Origin of the sequence: Bradyrhizobium sp. AC87j1, from assembly GCF_002936975.1 — a bacterium.
GTDB lineage: Bacteria > Pseudomonadota > Alphaproteobacteria > Rhizobiales > Xanthobacteraceae > Bradyrhizobium > Bradyrhizobium shewense.
Window position 1 is genome coordinate 20,694 of the sequence record NZ_PTFE01000020.1, and the last position, 18,138, is coordinate 38,831.

14 protein-coding genes are annotated in these 18,138 nt (G+C 64.3%); 4 read left to right on the forward strand and 10 right to left on the reverse strand.

Going from position 1 to position 18,138, the window contains the following annotated elements:
- Position 1: 1 nt before the first annotated feature.
- Genes CV770_RS13120 through CV770_RS13150 form a run of 7 tightly spaced genes read right to left on the reverse strand, consistent with a single transcriptional unit; the run spans position 2 to position 8,878 of the window.
- Positions 2-997 carry an FAD:protein FMN transferase gene (locus CV770_RS13120; protein ID WP_104462640.1) on the reverse strand — a complete coding sequence of 332 codons (996 nt, stop codon included), beginning with the start codon at positions 995-997 and terminating at the stop codon, positions 2-4.
- Complete coding sequence (locus tag CV770_RS13125) at positions 994-1,566, reverse strand: nitrous oxide reductase accessory protein NosL (protein ID WP_104462641.1); 573 nt, start codon at positions 1,564-1,566, stop codon at positions 994-996. The genes CV770_RS13120 and CV770_RS13125 overlap by 4 nt, the downstream gene beginning before the upstream one ends.
- A complete protein-coding gene (locus CV770_RS13130) occupies positions 1,563-2,390 on the reverse strand; it encodes an ABC transporter permease subunit (protein ID WP_104462642.1) in 828 nt (275 codons plus the stop codon). The genes CV770_RS13125 and CV770_RS13130 overlap by 4 nt, the downstream gene beginning before the upstream one ends.
- Positions 2,387-3,307: an ABC transporter ATP-binding protein gene (locus CV770_RS13135; protein ID WP_104462643.1), complete on the reverse strand. Its 921-nt coding sequence runs from the start codon at positions 3,305-3,307 to the stop codon at positions 2,387-2,389. Before CV770_RS13135 ends, CV770_RS13130 begins: the two co-directional genes overlap by 4 nt.
- Complete coding sequence (locus CV770_RS13140; RefSeq protein WP_104462644.1) at positions 3,304-4,659, reverse strand: nitrous oxide reductase family maturation protein NosD; 1,356 nt, start codon at positions 4,657-4,659, stop codon at positions 3,304-3,306. Before CV770_RS13140 ends, CV770_RS13135 begins: the two co-directional genes overlap by 4 nt.
- Positions 4,660-4,683: 24 nt before the next feature.
- A complete protein-coding gene (nosZ, locus tag CV770_RS13145; RefSeq protein ID WP_104462645.1) occupies positions 4,684-6,630 on the reverse strand; it encodes a TAT-dependent nitrous-oxide reductase in 1,947 nt (648 codons plus the stop codon).
- A gap of 22 nt (positions 6,631-6,652) precedes the next feature.
- Complete coding sequence (locus CV770_RS13150; protein ID WP_245453756.1) at positions 6,653-8,878, reverse strand: NosR/NirI family protein; 2,226 nt, start codon at positions 8,876-8,878, stop codon at positions 6,653-6,655.
- 251 nt (positions 8,879-9,129) lie between these two features.
- On the opposite strand from CV770_RS13150, the gene CV770_RS13155 reads away from it, so the two are divergent.
- The 4 genes from CV770_RS13155 to CV770_RS13170 all read left to right on the forward strand — a co-directional run bounded on the left by CV770_RS13155 (position 9,130) and on the right by CV770_RS13170 (position 15,071).
- A complete protein-coding gene (locus CV770_RS13155) occupies positions 9,130-10,005 on the forward strand; it encodes a ferritin-like domain-containing protein (RefSeq protein ID WP_091956691.1) in 876 nt (291 codons plus the stop codon).
- A 470-nt stretch (positions 10,006-10,475) separates the two neighbouring features.
- Positions 10,476-11,495: a TRAP transporter substrate-binding protein gene (locus CV770_RS13160; protein WP_104462647.1), complete on the forward strand. Its 1,020-nt coding sequence runs from the start codon at positions 10,476-10,478 to the stop codon at positions 11,493-11,495.
- A 15-nt stretch (positions 11,496-11,510) separates the two neighbouring features.
- Entirely contained in the window at positions 11,511-13,400 is a 1,890-nt protein-coding gene (locus tag CV770_RS13165; protein ID WP_091956689.1) for a TRAP transporter large permease, read from the forward strand.
- Positions 13,401-13,421: 21 nt separating this feature from the next.
- The gene (locus CV770_RS13170; RefSeq protein WP_201759833.1) at positions 13,422-15,071 is read left to right on the forward strand and encodes an acyl-CoA synthetase; all 1,650 of its coding nucleotides are present in this window, start codon (positions 13,422-13,424) and stop codon (positions 15,069-15,071) included.
- A gap of 58 nt (positions 15,072-15,129) precedes the next feature.
- On the opposite strand, the gene CV770_RS13175 is transcribed toward CV770_RS13170, so the two are convergent.
- The 3 genes from CV770_RS13175 to CV770_RS13185 are packed head-to-tail and all read right to left on the reverse strand — an operon-like array spanning position 15,130 to position 18,010.
- Complete coding sequence (locus CV770_RS13175) at positions 15,130-16,107, reverse strand: TRAP transporter substrate-binding protein (RefSeq protein ID WP_104462649.1); 978 nt, start codon at positions 16,105-16,107, stop codon at positions 15,130-15,132.
- Between the two features lie 38 nt (positions 16,108-16,145).
- On the reverse strand, positions 16,146-17,459 hold the full coding sequence (locus tag CV770_RS13180; RefSeq protein ID WP_104462650.1) for a TRAP transporter large permease: 1,314 nt from the start codon (positions 17,457-17,459) through the stop codon (positions 16,146-16,148).
- A 2-nt stretch (positions 17,460-17,461) separates the two neighbouring features.
- On the reverse strand, positions 17,462-18,010 hold the full coding sequence (locus CV770_RS13185; RefSeq protein ID WP_245453750.1) for a TRAP transporter small permease: 549 nt from the start codon (positions 18,008-18,010) through the stop codon (positions 17,462-17,464).
- Between the last annotated feature and the right edge of the window lie 128 nt (positions 18,011-18,138).

The window sequence follows — 18,138 nt, forward strand, 5'->3', positions numbered from 1 at the left end:
GTTACGCCGACAATTCGACCGATTGACCGGCCCCATCGATCAGATGCACACGGTCGATGTCGACATGCGGCAAGAGCGATCGAATCTTATCTTCCGACATCAGACTGAACGCCGTCGACAATGCATCCGCGGCGGTGGCGCTGCGGGATACGGTCGTCACGCTGCGATAGCGGTGGGCGCAGCCGCCCGATCGGGGATCGAACAAATGGTTGAAGCGCTCCCTGGAATCGAACTGGCAGCCGTAGCCGCCCGAGGTGGACACGGCGCGGTCGACGATCGGCAGCACCGTCTTCGTGCGGCCCACAATGTCGGGATCGGCGATGCCGATCTCCCAGGGCCGTCCGTCCGGACGCGCGCCGATCGCGCGGGCCTCGCCCATGTCGACCAGGCTGCGAGAGATGCCGTGCGCACGCAGCAGGTCGACCACCTTGTCCGTGACGTAGCCTTGCGCGATCCCGTTCAGGGTGACGGTCATGCCCTTGGGCATCACGATCCGGTCGCGGTTGATCGACAGCCGACTGCTGCCGATGCGCGCGAGCGCGGCCTCGATCGCGGCTGCCGCAGGACCGGCCGGGTCCGCGTCATCTCGCGCGAAATGGCTGGCGTAGAGATCCCACAGCGGCTGCACCGTGACATCGAAGAGACCGCCCGTCAGCGTGGAATAGTGCTGCGAGGTCGATAGCAGATCGACCATTTCGGCGGCGGGATCGATCAGGACCCCGGTCCGGTTCAGCGCGACCAGGGCGGAATCGTTCAGGTAAAGGCTGAACAGCCGCTCGAGCCGCCGCGCCTCGGCGCAGGCCAGCGAGATCAGCCGCTCCGCCCGGCTGCGGTCTTCGTCGTGGATCTCCATCGTGGCCACCGCGCCCAGCATCGTGCCACGCCAGGCCACCGGCGCGACCTCTGCACGAGCGGGGTGTCCTGGAGACAGCGCGCCGAGACCTGCCGCTGCGGCGCTGATCCGGATGAAGCGTCGGCGCGTCAGTGTTCGCGTCATGGCGTCCTCCTCGATCGTTCGCCCGGCGGGGCTTCGGCCGCTTCGTCGGCCGCAGCGGCGCCGGCGGCATTCGCCGACGTCAAGACATAGTCCCGGGGCACCTCGTCGAAGCCGACGATCCTGCCGCCGTTTTCTCCGGCGAACTTCTCCGCCGCCGCCCGGTCCGAGAACGGAACGACCTCGTCGCCGCCCATGCCACTTTTGACCCGGCTCTCGATCACGTACAGCGCCTTGCGCGCCTCGATCCAGTTGTCGGCGCCGGGCTTGTCCCAGTCCGGCGCCTTGCCCATGTCGGACACGTAGATCGCCTGAATGTCCTTGGGCTCGTCCGGCAGCATGGTGAAGGCGATTGTGTCCCGCACGGACGAGAACCACACGGGCTCCATGAGGCTCGCGGCGAAGATATGGCCCTTCGGTCCCGGGTGCTCGAGCACGTTCATGCCGCAGTAATGGCCGATGTCTTCCGCGGTCATCCGATGCGGCGGCGGGATCTTCGCGGCCTGCTTCTCGTTGCAGCCCGCGAGCGCGAGCGGCACGAGCAAGGCGAGGAGGATCGTTCGGCGCCTCATAGCTCCCTCCGCGAGAAGGCGAGCGCGGCCAGCCCCAGCGGCAGCAGCGTCCAGCAGAGCAGGGCGGTCAGAAGGACCGGTATCGTCAAGGACGTGGTTTGGGCAAGGCCAGCCATGCCGGCGAAGGTGCTGACATTGGCAAACCCGGTCAGGTTGATCAGCCGGTAGGCGTCGGTCGGATTCGACAGCAGCATGGCGTTGAGCACGCTTCCCGAGATGCTGCGTCCCTGATCGAGCGCAAGCACGCCCAGTAGCGCCATGTCGTAGATCAGCACCAGCAGCAGCCATAATCCGATGCAGATTCCGGCCGCGGTGCCGCGGTCGCGCACGAGCGCGCTGATCAGATATCCGTTGGCGACGAAAGCGGCGCCGAGCAGCACCGAGGAACCCACCATCGCCGCGAACGCCAGAAAACTGTCGCTATCGATCTGGCTGCCCGTCGCCGCCAGCGCTCCGACCGCCGCGCCGTAGCCGAGGCAGGTCGCAAAGGCGAGGACGGCGAGGTGCCCTAAGAACTTGCCGAGCAGCACCTGCCATCGCGCGACCGGATAGCTCAGCAGCAACAGCATCGTCCCGCGTTCCATCTCGCCGACGATGGCATCATGGGAAATCAGAAGCGCGATGAGCGGAACGAGAAAGATCGTCAGGCTCGACAGGCTGACGACGACCACGTCCAGGGTGCGAACGCCGACATTCCCGGTCGGCGCGCTGCCGAGAAAGGTCAGCGACAGCGCAAGCCCGGCGAGCAGGAGCGTTGCGGCAAGCACCCAGCGATTGCGGATGGCCTGGTGGATTTCCTTGGCGGCGATGATCAGGACATTCATGGCGCCTGCTCCGATTGCCGGAGGAAATGAGCATAGAGCTCGTCGAGTGTGGGCGGGACCACGTCGACGTCCTCGACCGAATTGCCGGCGGCCGTCGCGCGATGCAGAAGCTCGATCTTCCGCTCCGGCGCGGCGTCGATCTCGACGATGTGGCCATTCAGACGGCGGCAGGCCGCGTCGTTGGGCGCCCAGGGCGGCATCTCGCTCGGGGCGAGGCCAGCCACCTTGAGGCGGATCCGGGTGGGCAGGCGGGCGAGGCGACGCAGCTCGTCGATCGATCCGTCCGCGACCTTGATGCCGCGGTTCATGATGATGACCCGGCCGGCGCGCTCCTCGAGCTCGGTCAGCGCATGCGACGACAGCAGCACGGTCGCGCCGCGAGCCGCGAGCCGCGCGATGATGTCGTAGAAGGTCTGCCGCAGCTCCGGATCAAGACCGGTGGTCGGCTCGTCCAGCAGCAGCACGCGCGGCTCGCCAAGCAGCGCCTGCGCGAGCCCCAGCCGCTGACGCATGCCCTTCGAGTAGGTGTTGACCCGGCGGCGGCTGGCGGCCCCCAGTCCGACCGCGTCGAGCAGCTCCAGCGCCTTGGCAACCGGCTCTCGCTTCAGCCTGGCGTAGAAGGCCTGTGTCTCGCGGCCGGTCAGGGCAGGGTCGAAGGAGACGTTTTCCGGCAGGTAGCCGAGCTGCCGTCGGCCTGCGAATTCGCCGGCGGCGGGATTGTCTCCGAGAACCTCGATGGCGCCGCTGGTCGGACGGATCAATCCGAGCATGAGCTTCATGAGCGTGGTCTTGCCGGCGCCGTTGTGCCCGATCAAGGCGACCAACTCGCCCTGGCCAAGCGTGAACGACGCACCGCGCACGGCCTCGAGCCGGCCAAACACCTTGGTGACGTCGCTGACACGTACCGTGCTGGTCATCGTGTTTCCTTCACCGGGGTCCGCGGCGGCGACACCAGCGGATGGCTGTCGACCACGCCGCCCGGCAGCAGCGCGGGAAACTGTGCCTGCGCCCAGCGGATCACCTGGACGGCGGGGCTGTTGATCAGGACCTTCGCAGCCGGCGCCGTCCACAGCACGCGATCGATGAGATCGTTTGGCCGGTACGCCGTGTCGGCGATTCCATCGCCATTGAGGTCGAATGCTGGATTGTCGCTCCAGTAGTTGCCGCGCCCCCCGGTCGACCAGTCGAGGTGCCGGGTGCCGACATATTTCACCTGGTTGGCGTTGCTGACGAAGGCGTTGCCGGTGATTTCGTTGCCTTCGGAGCCGGCCGTGAAGTGCACGCCGATGGCGCAGCGCTCGAACCAGTTGTTGCGGAATTTGTTGTGATTGGTGTTGTAGATGAACACGCATTTCTCCGGACCACTCTTGAGAGTGGTCTCGCGGGCCTGCTGCGGAAGCATGCCTCGCTCGTCGGCGGGACCGTCCTCCGCCCTCTGTGTCATCGAGCCGAGCGGGCCGCCCGTGACCCGGTTGTCCTCGATCTGGGCATAGTTCGCGTAGTTGAAGAGCATCCCATAGTCGCGATCGTGATCGGAGGAGTTGCCGCGGATCACCAGACGGTTCGAATACATGATGGCATAACCGACATGGTTGCCGATCGAAACGTTGCCGCTGATCTCGCTGTCGTTGGTGTACATGTAGTGGACGGCGAAACGAACCTGCTCGAAGCGATTGTTGATGAAGCGGTCCTTGCTGCTGGAGATCGAGAAGATGCCGTCGCGGCCATAGCGAAACATGTTGTTCGCGATGGTGACGTCGGGCGCATTCCACAGCGAGATGCCGTTGCCTGCCTCGCTGAGACGCCCGCCGCGCAGTCCCTCGATCTCGTTGCGAACGACCCGGGAGCCCCTGGCGCCGTGCACGTAGACGCCGAACAGGTTTCCCACCAGGTGGTTGTCCTCGATCTTGGCGCGCTCGGCGGTCTTTTGCAGGAAGATCCCGGAATTCATCTCCTGCAGGTCGCGGCCGGATGCCCGGATGGTCACGCCGCGGATTATGACGTCGGGCGCGCTGACGGTGATGACGTTGCCGGAGCCGTCGCCGTCGAGCACCGCGCCTCGGCTCCCGACCAGCTCCAGGGGACGGTCGATCCGGATCGAGCCGTGATATTCGCCGGGAGCAAGCTCGATGACGTCGCCGGCGCGCGCGCCATCCAGCACCGCTTGCAGCGGCCGCCCGGGCGCAGCCGTGAATGTCTCCGCATCAGCGAAGCCGGACAGTCCGGCGGCGACCAGCGCCGCCGGAAACATGCGTAACAACAGACCCACGAGGTCGCTCCGATCAGACCGACTTCAAACCGATTTCGGTTCGACGAACATCCGGCCCTTCATCTCCATGTGCATGGCGTGGCAGAACCAGGAGCAATAGTACCAGTAAACTCCGGGCTTGTTCGCCGTGAACGAGACGGACGCGGTCGCCATCGGCGCCACCTCCATCTGGATGCCGTAATTCACGATGCAGAAGCCGTGCGTGAGGTCCTCGACCGCGTCGATATTCGTGATGAAGACGGTGACCTCATCACCTTGCTTGACCTGGAATTCCTCCAGACCAAACGCCGGCGCGGTCGACGTCATGTAGACGCGCACCTTGTTGCCGTCGCGAATGACCTTCGAATCCCCTTCGAGATTGATGCCGTCCGCCTTGGCCTGCTTGACCGCATCGGCAAACATCGGATCCGCGCGATCCCAGATCGAGATCGGGTTGATCTTGGAGCGGTGGACGATGGTCGCGTCGTGCGGCTCGGCGAAGCTCGGGCCGTCATGCACGAGCTTCATCTGATCGCCCGAAATGTCGATCAGCTGATCGTTCTCCGGCTTGAGCGGTCCGACGTTCAGGAAGCGGTCCTTCGAGAACTTGTTCAGCGAGATGAGCCATTTTCCATCCGCCTCCTTGGTCTGCCCCATCGAGGTATGGTTGTGGCCCGGCTGATAATGCACGTCGAGCTTCTGGATGATGGGATTGACCTTCTCGCCCTTGAAAGCCCGCTTGGCGAGGTCGATGTTCCACTTGCAGACCTGGCTGTCGAGGAACAGGGTGGTGTAGGCGTTGCCCTTGCCGTCATAGGCGGTGTGCAGCGGGCCGAGGCCAAGCTCCGGCTCTGCGACGACGACGTCGCGCGGCTTGATCTTGTCGTCGAACAACTGGTCGAACAGGCGCACGTCCATCACCGTCACGGTGGGCGAGAGCTTTCCGGCCGCCACGATATGGATGCCGTCCGGAGCCGTGTTCATGCCGTGCGGATTGTTCGAGACCGGGACGTAACGCGTGTAGGGCGAGCCCTTGCGTCCGTCGATCACGGGCACGCCGTTCATTTCCTTGAAGTCGCCCTTCTTCACGGCCTCTTCGATCCGCTTGAGGTTGAAGAGCACGACCCAGTCCTGCTCGCTGGCGGTCATCTCGGCCAGCGTGACGCCTTCCTCGCCGTTGTAGCAGGTCGCGAAGGCGTACTTGCCTTGATAGTCGGCGTCGACGTTGTCGAGGTTGCCGCTGACGATCACCTGCCAGGCCACCTTCATGGTGTCGCCGTCGATCGCACTGAAGATGGAGCGATATTGTTTGGAGTCGTTGAGGATCTTGCCGTCGTTCGGCAGCGGCACTCCATCTTCGCCATTGGCGAACACATAACCGGTCCGAGGATATTTCTGCACCCTCAAACCGTGCACCGTATGCTGGTTCGGCAGCTCGATGACCTTGTCGCACTTCATCACGTCGAGCCGCACCCGCGCGACGCGGCTGTTGGCCTTGTCGTTCATGAAGGCGTAGCGCCCGTCATAGGTGCCGTCCGTGAACGAAATATGGGGGTGGTGGAGGTCGCCGTTCATGTAGGTGCCGCCGCGATCCTTGAGGAATTCGCGGGTCGCGGGCTGCAGCCCCTCGGTCAGAACCTTGAGGCTTTCATTGGTCTGGCCCCAGCCGGTCGCGCTGCAGCGGTTGAACACCGGAACACGCATCAATTCGCGCATCGACGGAAGGCCGACGATGCGCATCTCGCCGGACTGGCCGCTCGAGAAGAACACGTAATATTCGTCGAGCTCGCCGGGCGCGACCTCGGTCTTCAGCACGGCCGACCGGGCAGGAGGGGCCTTCGGTGCAGCCGCCTTGGTCTGCGCATCCGCAGACGAGACGAAACCGCCGTCCTTCATCGCCGCTCCGCCAGCCAGGCCCACGCCCGCTGCGGCCGCCGTCGTTCCCAGCACAGTTCGTCGGCTGACGCCCTTTGCTTTTTCGTTTTCGCTCATGATTGCCTCCTCGGCTTCCAGTTCAGTTTGGTGGTGGAGAGATGACGGATGAAGCGCCGACAGGTTTGCCGCCGGCGGTGATGACGGTCGCGGGACCCTTGCCGCCTGAGCGCATCGCGGGCGAGGACATCGCCGCGAACTTCTCGCGCTTGAGCCGCACCTGGATCATGTGCGGGCAGCGGTGATCGTCGTAATAGAGTTCCTGGCAATGCATGCAGTAGATGCACTCATTGACGTTGATGTGCCCCTCGGGATGGATCGACTGCACCGGACATTCCTTGGCGCAGCGTTGGCAGGGTGACCCGCATTCTTCCCAGCGGCGGAGCCATTCGAACGTCCTGATGCGGCCGGGGATCGCGAGCGCGGCGCCGAGCGGGCAGAGGTAGCGGCAGAAGAAGCGTTCGATGAAGAGGCCGATGACGAGCAGGGCTACTGCGTAGGCCACGAACGGCCAGCTTCGCGAAAACTTCAGGATGATCGCGGTCTTGAACGGTTCGACCTCGGCGAACCGCTCGGCCATCTCGACCGAATAGAGCGACAGGCCGAACAGACCGAGGAAGATGATGTACTTGATCGGCCATAGACGTTCGTGCAGCCCCCACGGCACCGTTATCTGCGGCACCTTCAGCCATTTCGCGGCCGCGTTGGTGAGCTCCTGGAGCGCGCCAAAGGGACACAGCCAGCCGCAAAATGGGCCGCGGCCCCAGAACAGAAGCCCGCCGGCCGTTGCAGCCCACAGAATGAAGATCAGCGGAGCGGCGAGGAAAAATTCCCAGCGGAAGCCCGTCACCAGCGCATTGGTAAAGGTGACGACGTTGACCACGGAGAGCTGCGCGTTGGCGTACCAGCCAAGCCAGACCAGAACGAGGGCGAGATAGCCCCGCCGCACCCAGGTGTAGAACACTGGGCGGCGCACGAGCAGATTCTGGAAGAAGAAGATACCGGTGAGGGTGGCCAGCATGAACGCGGTGATGCCGATCGAGACGGTGCTCGACCGCCAGATCCGCATCCACAACGGCTCGTCTGCATCCGGGGGCGGGGCGGCCGCAGCGGTGGCCTGCTGCGAGGCCGGAGGCGCCGCGCTCTCCGGTACCGTCACCGCACGCTGCTCGCGGCGTATATAACTGTCGGGCAGGGTGTAGCCGAGATCGAAAGTCAGGAACGCCTTGTCGCGGCCGCCGAGGCTGCGTTGCACCAGCAATTGAAGCTGCCACGGCTGCGTCGGATCCAGGGTGAACTCAGGCGGGGTGACGAACAGGCCGATTTCCCTGAACTCGGGCGCGCCGACCGCGTCCAGTGCGCCGAGACGGGTGTGGTTGCGGTCGCGGAAGCGGGTGCTGTTGCCTTCCTGCAGGATTTCGATGCGATCGAAGATACCGCCGCGGACGTAGGCTGAACCCTTGAAGGAGTAGGGGCCGTTGCCGGCAACGACGATGGCCTGCTGCCCGGGCTTCAGGCTGTCCTTCAGCCGCTGATAGCCGTCGGCGCCAAGCAGGCTGCGGCCGATCGTGGGCGCGGTCACGAGCGCCACGTAGAGCTCGATGAAGGTATCGCTCGCGTCACCCGGTTCGGGATACTGGCCCGCCGCGGCGCTGCCGGACTTCGCAAAGGCTTCGTTGATATCGCCGATGCCGAGATGAAGCCGGCGCACCGAGCCATCGCCGACGAGACTCTCCCAGTCGCGCACTTCACTGCGCTCGAGATCGAGCGTCTTGATGACAGGGGGAAGGGACGCCGAAGCCGCCGCGCCGTCACCGCCACCGACGCGACCGCTCCGAATGAGCTTTGACGCCGCGCGGACGACACTGTCGCCCATCACCAGCACGGTGACGGTCGCGCCGCTCACGATGTCGACCTGCGGCGGTTTCTCGGCACCACTTGCGACCGGCTTCATGTCCTTGCCGATCAGGGAGTTCATGGCGGCGACGATGCGCGCCTCCGGGATGCCGACCAGCACGATCGGCTCCTTGTGATCGACGAGCTTGATGCCGGTGATGACGCCTTTCGGATCGATCCCGGCCAGCAAGTGAATCGGTTTGCCCGAGTACCCGACTGAGTTCGCGAAATCGGAGTTGAGGAAAACGAATCCCTGGAGCTGGTCGCCGCGGTACACTGGTACGATGGGCGGATCGCCTTGCGGCGGGCCGAAACGATCCGCATCCGGGAAAAACTCGGCAGGCGTAATCTTCGGCAGGTATGTTGGTAAGTCACCAGCGGCGAACGCGGGCGAGATGTACGCCAGACACATCAGCAGCAAGCCCGCAAGCGCTAGCGCTGCACGCCTTGTGAAGGCGGTATCGTCATCCGGTCGCTTCAACATATCGATTCAAATGCGATCTGCGCGACCCACCGGGACGCGCGGGCCTTGAGATTCTTCTTCGATGATTTGTCGTCGCTGACGTGTCAAAGTCATCGCGCGTGCCCACGTCTGTCAAGGCCAGCAAAAATATTTGTATTCGCGCTGAGCTGAATCAGAAGCCTGCATTTGGAGTCCTTGCCATGCCATTCCTGCGCACTTCATTGCTGAGCGCTGAGCCCGCAGGTGTATTGCAATCGCTCGATGAACTCTTTGCGCTAGCGCATGCAATGGAGCAGGAGGCAGCCAAAAGGTATGATGCTCTTGCTGAAGACATGCGCGGGCAGGGCAAGGATGATCTCGCTGACGTGTTCACGAAGCTCGCGGCCGCCGAGCGCGAGCATGTCGACAGCGTCACACGCTGGTCGCAATCGCGGCGCGGCAAGAGCCCGGATTCAGCTCTGGTGCGCTGGGAGGCGCCGGAGACGCTCGATCCGGAAGCTGCCGCCCAGGTGAGAACGTCGCGCTTGATGACGCCGTACCGCGCGCTTGCGATGGCGGTCCGCAACGAGGAGCGCGCCTTTGCGTTCTGGTCCTATCTCGCCGCCTACTCCGATGATCCCGATATCAAGAAGGCGTCCGAGGCGATGGCCAAGGAAGAGCTCGGCCATGTCGCCACGCTGCGGAAGGAGAGGCGCCGTGCCTATCATCGCGAGCACGAACGGAGCGGCGCCGAGGCATCGTCCGTGCCTCTGCGGCAAATTGATGCGCAAAGGCTCGAGCTTCGCCTGGTCATGCAGCTCGGCGACATGGAACAACGCCTGAGCGGGCCAGCAGCAATCCGGACCCGGGACATTCGCCAGCAGACGATCGAGATGGCCGACGCCACCGTGGGCCTCGGGAGCTATCCGGCATCCATGGAGCACAAAGGTCCGCTGGAGATCGCCGAAGCGCTGGTCGACGGCTACCTCGACGGCGCCGAGCGGTCGAGCGACGCGGCACACCTGGAAAGCCTGCAGCAACTTGCCGAGCGCGCGATCTCACGGCTGGCCTGGCTGCGATCGCTTTCGGCGGAGTGACGCGCTGCTGCACTCCAGAACCGCATAGCCGCACGGCCGGGGCAGTGGCCGCACGTCCTTCGCCGGCGGAACAGACGCACAGGTTTGGCGACAGGGGCTCAGTTCAGGCGAGATCCGACTGGCAGGTCGCAAGCGGCTATAGCCTAATCCATAATTCGCATAAGGTATATTATGGAATATCTTGATATACAATCAGATCAGTTATTTAGACGGAATTCCTGTCACCGCACCTTCGCCGAAGCGCGATTTTCAGTCCGGACCTCGACGCCGCCCCGGTTTCTCGACGGCTACTGTGCATGGGGTTGTTTTTCAGATTTTGAATCCGGCCCATCTCTGCGAAAGCCGATATTGCCGTGACCTTGTCCGGCTGCAATAAGCGAGGCCTCGCGAGATCGCAGATGACCTTCAGGCCTTCCGTCCGTATAGGTTTGCGTCTCAGAACAACAACAAACTTCCGAGGAAGCAGACCCATGAGTTTTTCCCGACGCACGCTTCTCAAGGCCTCCGCCGCGACCGCGGTCCTGGGCGGCATCGGTGCGCCCCATGTGGCCCGCGCCCAGAGCGCCGAGTTCACCTACAAATACGCCAATAACCTGCCGGACACCCATCCGCTGAACGTACGCGCCAAGGAGATGGCGGCGGCGATCAAGACCGAGACCAACGGCAAGTTCGACCTCCAGATCTTCCCGAACAACCAACTCGGGTCCGACACCGACATGCTGAGCCAGATCCGCTCCGGCGGCGTCGAGTTCTTCACGCTGTCGGGCCTGATCCTGTCGACCCTGGTGCCGGCGGCCTCCATCAACGGCATCGGCTTCGCGTTCCCGGACTACGACACGGTCTGGAAGGCCATGGACGGCGACCTCGGCGCCCATGTCCGCGGCGAGATCAAGAAGGCCGGCCTCGAGGTCATGGACAAGATCTGGGACAACGGCTTCCGCCAGACCACCTCGTCGAGCAAGCCGGTCACCGGGCCTGATGACCTCAAGGGCTTCAAGATCCGCGTGCCGGTGTCGCCGCTGTGGACCTCGATGTTCAAGGCGTTCGACGCGGCGCCGGCCTCGATCAATTTCAGCGAGGTCTATTCGGCGCTCCAGACCAAGATTGTCGAAGGCCAGGAGAACCCGCTGGCGATCATCTCGACTGCCAAGCTCTACGAGGTGCAGAAGTACTGCTCGCTGACCAACCACATGTGGGACGGCTTCTGGTTCCTGGCCAACCGCCGCGCCTGGGAGAAGCTGCCGCAGGACGTGCGTACCGTCGTCGCCAAGAACATCAATGCCGCTGCCGTCAAGGAGCGTGAGGACACCGCCAAGCTCAATGCCAATCTGCAGCAGGAGCTCGCGGCCAAGGGCCTGACCTTCAATCAGCCCACGGTCGCGCCGTTCCGCGACAAGCTGCGGACCGCCGGCTTCTATGCCGAGTGGAAGGGCAAGTATGGCGATCAGGCCTGGGACCTCCTGGAAAAGGCCGTCGGCAAGCTGTCGTAACGCGTTGGGGCCATCATGGCTCACGTCGAGGTCGAGGTGACCGGAGTGGTGGGCGAGGCGGCGTTTCAGTCCCCTCGCCGACCTTCCTTGCTGGCTTCGCTCGAGCGCGCGCTCGGTCTCGTCGTCGAAATCCCGGCGGCGATCCTGGTCGTCGCCGAGATCGTGATCCTGTTTGCCGGCGTAGTCGCGCGCTACGGCCTGCACCGGCCGCTGATCTGGTCGGACGAGCTCGCCTCGATCCTGTTCCTGTGGCTCGCCATGCTGGGCGCGGCGGTTGCGTTCCGCCGCTCCGAGCACATGCGTATGACCGCGATCGTCGCCAGCGCCACGCCTGCCATGCGGGCCTATCTCGATCTGGTCGCGACCTCGGCGGCGCTGGCGTTCCTGATCCTGATCGTCTGGCCCGCCTGCGACTACGCCTATGAGGAAAGCTACATCACGACGCCGGCGCTGCAGATCTCCAATATGTGGCGCGCCGCCGCGCTGCCGGCCGGAATCGGGCTGATGGCGGTCTTTGCCTTGCTGCGGCTGCTGCGCGCGGCCGATTACCGGATGGTCGCAGCCGCCGTCGTCAGCGTTGCCGTCATCATCGGCCTGTTCTGGCTGGCGGAGCCGTTGCTGCGGCCGCTCGGCAATCTCAACCTCGTCATCTTCTTCGTCGGCGTCGCCGGCTTCTGCGTCTTCGCCGGCGTTCCCATTGCCTTCGGCTTCGGCCTTGCGATCTTCGGCTATCTCGCGCTGACCACGCGCACGCCGGTCATGGTGCTGGTCGGGCGGATGGACGAGGGCATGAGCCACCTCATCCTGCTCTCGGTGCCGCTGTTCGTGTTCCTGGGGCTCCTGATCGAGATGACCGGCATGGCGCGGGCCATGGTGGCGTTCCTGGCGAGCCTGCTCGGCCATGTCCGCGGCGGCCTGCATTATGTGCTGGTCGGCGCCATGTACCTGGTCTCGGGCATATCCGGCGCCAAGGCCGCGGACATGGCGGCCGTTGCGCCCGTGCTGTTTCCGGAGATGAAGCAGCGCGGCGCCAAGCCCGGCGATCTCGTCGCGCTGCTGGCGGCCACCGGAGCCCAAACCGAAACCATTCCGCCGAGCCTCGTGCTGATCACGATCGGCTCGGTGACGGGCGTCTCGATCGCCGCCCTGTTCACCGGCGGCCTGCTGCCCGGCGTCGTGCTCGCGATCACGCTCTGCATGCTGGTATGGTGGCGCTACCGCCACGAGGACATGAGTCACGTGCGCCGCGCCAGCGGTGGCGAGATCGGCAAGACCTTCGTCATCGCCCTGCCCGCGCTCGCGCTGCCCTTCGTGATCCGCTACGCCGTGGTCGAGGGCATCGCGACCGCGACCGAGGTCTCCACCATCGGCATCGTCTATGGCGCCCTGGTCGGCCTCCTCGTCTACCGCCGCTTCGACTGGTCGCGTCTGTTCCCGATGCTGGTCGAGACCGCGGCGCTGTCGGGCGCCATCCTGCTGATCATCGGCACGGCGACCGGCATGGCCTGGGGCCTGACGCAATCAGGCTTCTCGCGCTCGCTCGCAGCGGCCATGACCGGATTGCCCGGGGGAGCGGCGACCTTCATCGCCGTCTCGATCCTGGCCTTCACCATCCTCGGCAGCGTGCTGGAGGGCATCCCGGCGATCGTGCTGTTCGGCCCACTGCTGTTTCCGATCGCCCGGGCCGTCGGCGTGCACGAGGTGCACTACGCCATGGTGATCATTCTCGCCATGGGCATCGGACTATTCGCCCCGCCCTTCGGTGTCGGCTATTATGCTGCCTGCGCCATCGGACGCGTCGATCCGGCCGAGGGCATCCGCCCGATCTGGGGCTATCTGCTGGCGCTGCTGGTGGGATTGATCATCGTCGCGATCTTCCCGTGGATCTCGATCGGATTCCTTTGAGGCGTTTGACGGAGGGTGTCGATGAGTGAGCGGCAGAACCAGTACAATATCGGCCTCGACAAGACGCCTGCCAATTACGTGCCGCTGAGCCCCTTAAGCTTCCTCGCGCGCAGCGCCGCCGTCTATCCCGATCATGTCAGCACGGTCTATGAGGGCCGCAGCTTCACCTGGGCCCAGACCTATGAGCGCTGCAAGCGCTTTGCGTCGTGGCTCGCGCGCAAGGGCATCGGCGTCGGCGACACCGTAGCGGCGATGCTGCCGAACATCCCGGCGATGAACGAGGCGCATTTTGCCGTGCCCATGACCGGCGCCGTTCTCAACGCGCTGAACATCCGCCTCGATGCGCCCTCGATCGCATTCCAGCTCGACCATGGCGGCGCGAAGATCATCCTGGTCGATCCCGAATTTTCGGGCGTCATCACCGATGCGCTGGCGCAGATGAGCGGGCCGAAACCATTCGTCGTCGACGTCGACGACAACGCCTTCAAGGGCGGACAGCGCATCGGCGAGATCGAATATGAAGCCGCAGTCGCGGAAGGCGATCCTGCGTTCACGGCGATTCCGCCGCAGGACGAGTGGGACGCGATCGCGCTGAGCTACACCTCGGGCACGACCGGAAATCCCAAGGGCGTCGTCACCCATCATCGCGGCGCGTATCTGAACGCCGTCAGCAACATCCTTGCCGGCAATCTCGGCCAGCATCCGGTCTATCTCTGGACGCTGCCGATGTTCCACTGCAACGGCTGGTGCTTCCCCTGGACGATCGCGGCGGCCGCCGGCATCAATGTCTGCCTGCGCAAGGTCGAGCCGACCAGGATCTTCGAGCTGATCAAGCAGCACGGCGTCACCCACATGTGCGGCGCGCCGATCGTCTACAACACGCTGATCAACGCACCCGATGCGCCCAAGGGCGGTACGGCCCGCCGCGTCGTCGGCCTGATCGCCGGCGCCGCGCCGCCGGTCGCGGTGCTCGAAGGTGCCGAGAGCATCGGCATTAAGCTGACCCATGTCTACGGCCTGACCGAGGTCTACGGCCCCGCTTCCGTCTGCGCCGAGCAGCCCGGCTGGGACGAGCTTCCACCGGCCGAACGCGCGCGCATGAAGCGCCGGCAGGGCGTGCCCTACCCGCTCGAGGAAGGCGTCACCGTCATCGATCCGCAGACGATGCAAGAGGTGCCGCGCGACGGCGAGAACATCGGCGAGGTCATGTTCCGCGGCAACATCGTGATGAAGGGCTATCTCAAGAACGAGAAGGCGACCAGGGAAGCGTTCGAGGGCGGCTGGTTTCACACTGGCGATCTCGGCGTACTCGACGAGCACGGCTACGTCATCATCAAGGACCGCTCCAAGGACATCATCATCTCCGGCGGCGAGAACATCTCCTCCGTCGAAGTCGAGGACATCCTCTACAAGCATCCGGCCGTGCTGTTTGCCGCCGTGGTCGCAAAGCCAGATCCGAAATGGGGCGAGGTGCCCTGCGCCTTCGTCGAGCTGAAGGACGGCGCCAGCGCGAGCGAAGCCGACATCATCGCGTTCTGCCGCAACCACATGTCGGGCTTCAAGACGCCGAAGGCCGTCGTGTTCGGGCCGATCCCGAAAACGTCCACGGGCAAGATCCAAAAGTTCCTGCTGCGCAACGAAGTGGGATCAGTGAAGGCGATCTCGGCCTGAACATCGTCTGAGAGTCTTCCGCCCGCACGAGCACGTGGCGGGCGGAAGACATCAGTCCTCACATCTTCTTATAGGCGTCGACGACCGCCTGGCCATCGGCCCCCGCCTTCTTGAGCCAGTCGGTCGTGAGCTGTTCGCCGATCTTCTGGAAGCCGGCCTTCAACGCCGGGCTCGGCGGCTCGACGGTCATGCCTTTGGCCTTGAGTTGATCGATGTACCAGGTGCTCTTGTCCTGCCAGGCCTTCCAGCCGCGGGTCTCCGCCGTTGCCGCCGCCTTCAGGATGGCCTCCTGGGTCGGCTTGTCGAGCGCGTCGAACGCGGCCTTGTTGACGAAGGTGTAGTCCTTGGGAATCCAGGCCTGCACGTCATAGAAATACTTCAGCGACTCCCACGCCTTCGCGTCGTAGCCCGTCCCGCCCGACGACATGAAGGAATTCACCACGCCGGTCGCAAGCGCCTGCGGCAATTCCGCGGCCTGGATCGTGACCGACTGCGCGCCGACCAGCTCGCCGATGCGCGAGGTTCCGACATTGTAGGCCCGCCATTTCAGGCCCTTCATATCTTCGATCGTGGCGAGCGGCTTGTTGACATAGACCCCCTGCGGGGCCCACGGCACGACGAACAGCAGCTTGAGACCCTGTGCATCGAGCTTCTTGGCGATCGCAGGCTTGGAGGCCTGATACAGTTTCATCGCGTCCGGGAAGCTGGTCGCCAGGAACGGTACGACGTCGATGCCGAAGATCGGGTCCTCGTTCTCGTGGATCGAGAGCAGCACCTCGCCCATCTGCGCCTGCCCGGTCATCACCGCGCGCTTGATGTCCGGTGCCTTGAACAGCGAGGCGCCGGGATGAACCGTGATCTGGAGCTTTCCGGACGTGGCGGCTTCGACGTCCTTGGCGAAGGCGACCAGGTTTTCGGAGTGCGGATTATCGGCGGGATACGCTGCCGGCAGATTCCATTTGGTCTGGGCCAAAGCGGGCGTCGCGGCCACCATCACGCCGGCGATCAAGAATGCGCGAAACAAACGAGACATCATCAGGCTTCTCCTCACAGTCAATTTGAACACCGGTACGCTCAGTCTGGGAAGGCGAGCTTGGGCAAGAACATGACGATCTGCGGATATTCCGTGATGATGAACACGGCAACGAGCAGCAGGACGAAGAACGGAAACGCTGCGCGCGCAACGGTGAACGTGTCGCGCCCGCTCATGTTCTGCAGCACGAACAGATTGAATCCGACCGGCGGTGTGATCTGGGCCATCTCGACGTGGATGATGAGATAGACGCCGAACCAGACCAGGTCGAGTCCGGCCTGCCTGACCATCGGCAGCACGATGACGGCGGTCAGGACGATCATCGAGATGCCGTCGATCAGGCAGCCGAGGATGATGTACATGATGCTCAGATACAGCGCGAGCATGCCCGGCGTGAGCTGCTGTCCCTGCACCCAGGTGGCAAGCGCCGCCGGAATGCCCGTATAGGCCATCGCAGCCGTGGTGTAGGCTGCGCCTGCCAGGATCAGCATGATCATGCAGGTCAGGCGCGTCGCGCTCATGATGCTCTCGAGGAAGTTCTTGCGCGTCAGCGTGCCGCTCCACCACGCCAGCAGCAGGGCGCCGGCGACGCCCCATGCGGCGCATTCCGTCGCCGTCGCGAAGCCGAGCACGAGCGAGAGGAAGACCGCCAGGATCAGCAACAGGCAGGGCGCAAGTCTCGCCGACTCGCGCAGCTTCTGCCGGAACGGCATCGGAGGATCGCGCGGCGGAATCTTCTTCGGATTGAGCAGCGACCAGATGATGATGTAGCCCGAATAGAGCACCATCACGAGCACACCCGGCAGAAATCCGCCGAGGAACACCTGAAGCACGGAGACATTCGCCGTGACCGCGTAGACCACCATCGGGATCGAGGGTGGGATCAGGAGGCCGAGCGTGCCGGAGCCTGCGAGCGATCCGAGGCTCAAGCCCTTGTCGTAGCCGCGCTTGTCGAGCTCGGGCAGCGCGATCTTGCCGATCGTCGCACAGGTCGCTGCCGAAGAGCCCGACACCGCAGCGAAGATGCCGCACCCGATCACGTTCACATGGGTCAGGCGCCCGGGCAGCCACTGAACCCACGGCGACAAGCCCCGGAACATCTCTTCCGACAATTTGGTGCGAAAGAGGATCTCGCCCATCCAGATGAACAGCGGCAACGCGGCCAGCGTCCACGACGCGCTGGCGCTCCAAGTGGTGGTGGCGAGCACGGCGCCGAGCGGCAGGCTCGTGGTCAACGCCATCGCCACGAAGCCGACGAGCCCGAGCGAGACCGCGATCCAGACGCCGCTTCCCAGCAGCAGGATCATGACGCCGAGCAGGATGAACGACAGCTCGATCATGCCGAGATTGGCCATGGTCAACCTCCGCCGCCTTGCGAGATGCGCTCGATGAACTCGTCCGGCGTCTCGTCCGGCGAGCCCTTTTCGTAGGTCGGCCGGTTGCCGGCGACGACATTGACCATTTCATCGATCAACGCGATCGACAGGATCGCAAGACCGCCGGCGAAGCCGAGCTGCGGAATCCAGAGCGGAAGCGCGACGACGCCCTGCGCCATATCGTTGAAGCGCCAAGAATCGTAGGTCATCTGCACGGCATAGCGGGTGAAATAGAGAACGAAGGCGGTGGCGATCCCGAGCGCCACGATCTCCGCGATCTGCTTGGTCCGCCCGTGCAGACGTTCCAGCAGCAGGCCGACGCGGATCATCTCTCCGCGCTTGAAGGTATGGGCCAGGCCGAGGAACGCCATCGCGGCCATGCACCAGGACGCGAAATCATCGCCGGCGGGAATGTTGATCGCAAATTGGCGCCCGACCGACATCGTCATCATGATTGCAAAGATCGCAACCAGGAAGACGCCAGCGGCGTAGCCTGCCCCGAGATAAAGGAGATCCAGAGCGCGGCGCACCAGTCCCCCTGCCGTTACGTCGTCCCCTGCCACGCGATCCCCATCTCACATGTGGGCGATACAGCCGACCCGGCGGTCACATATCTCGTGCCGCCGATCCTCTTCAATATCGCTCTTGCCCAACGTCT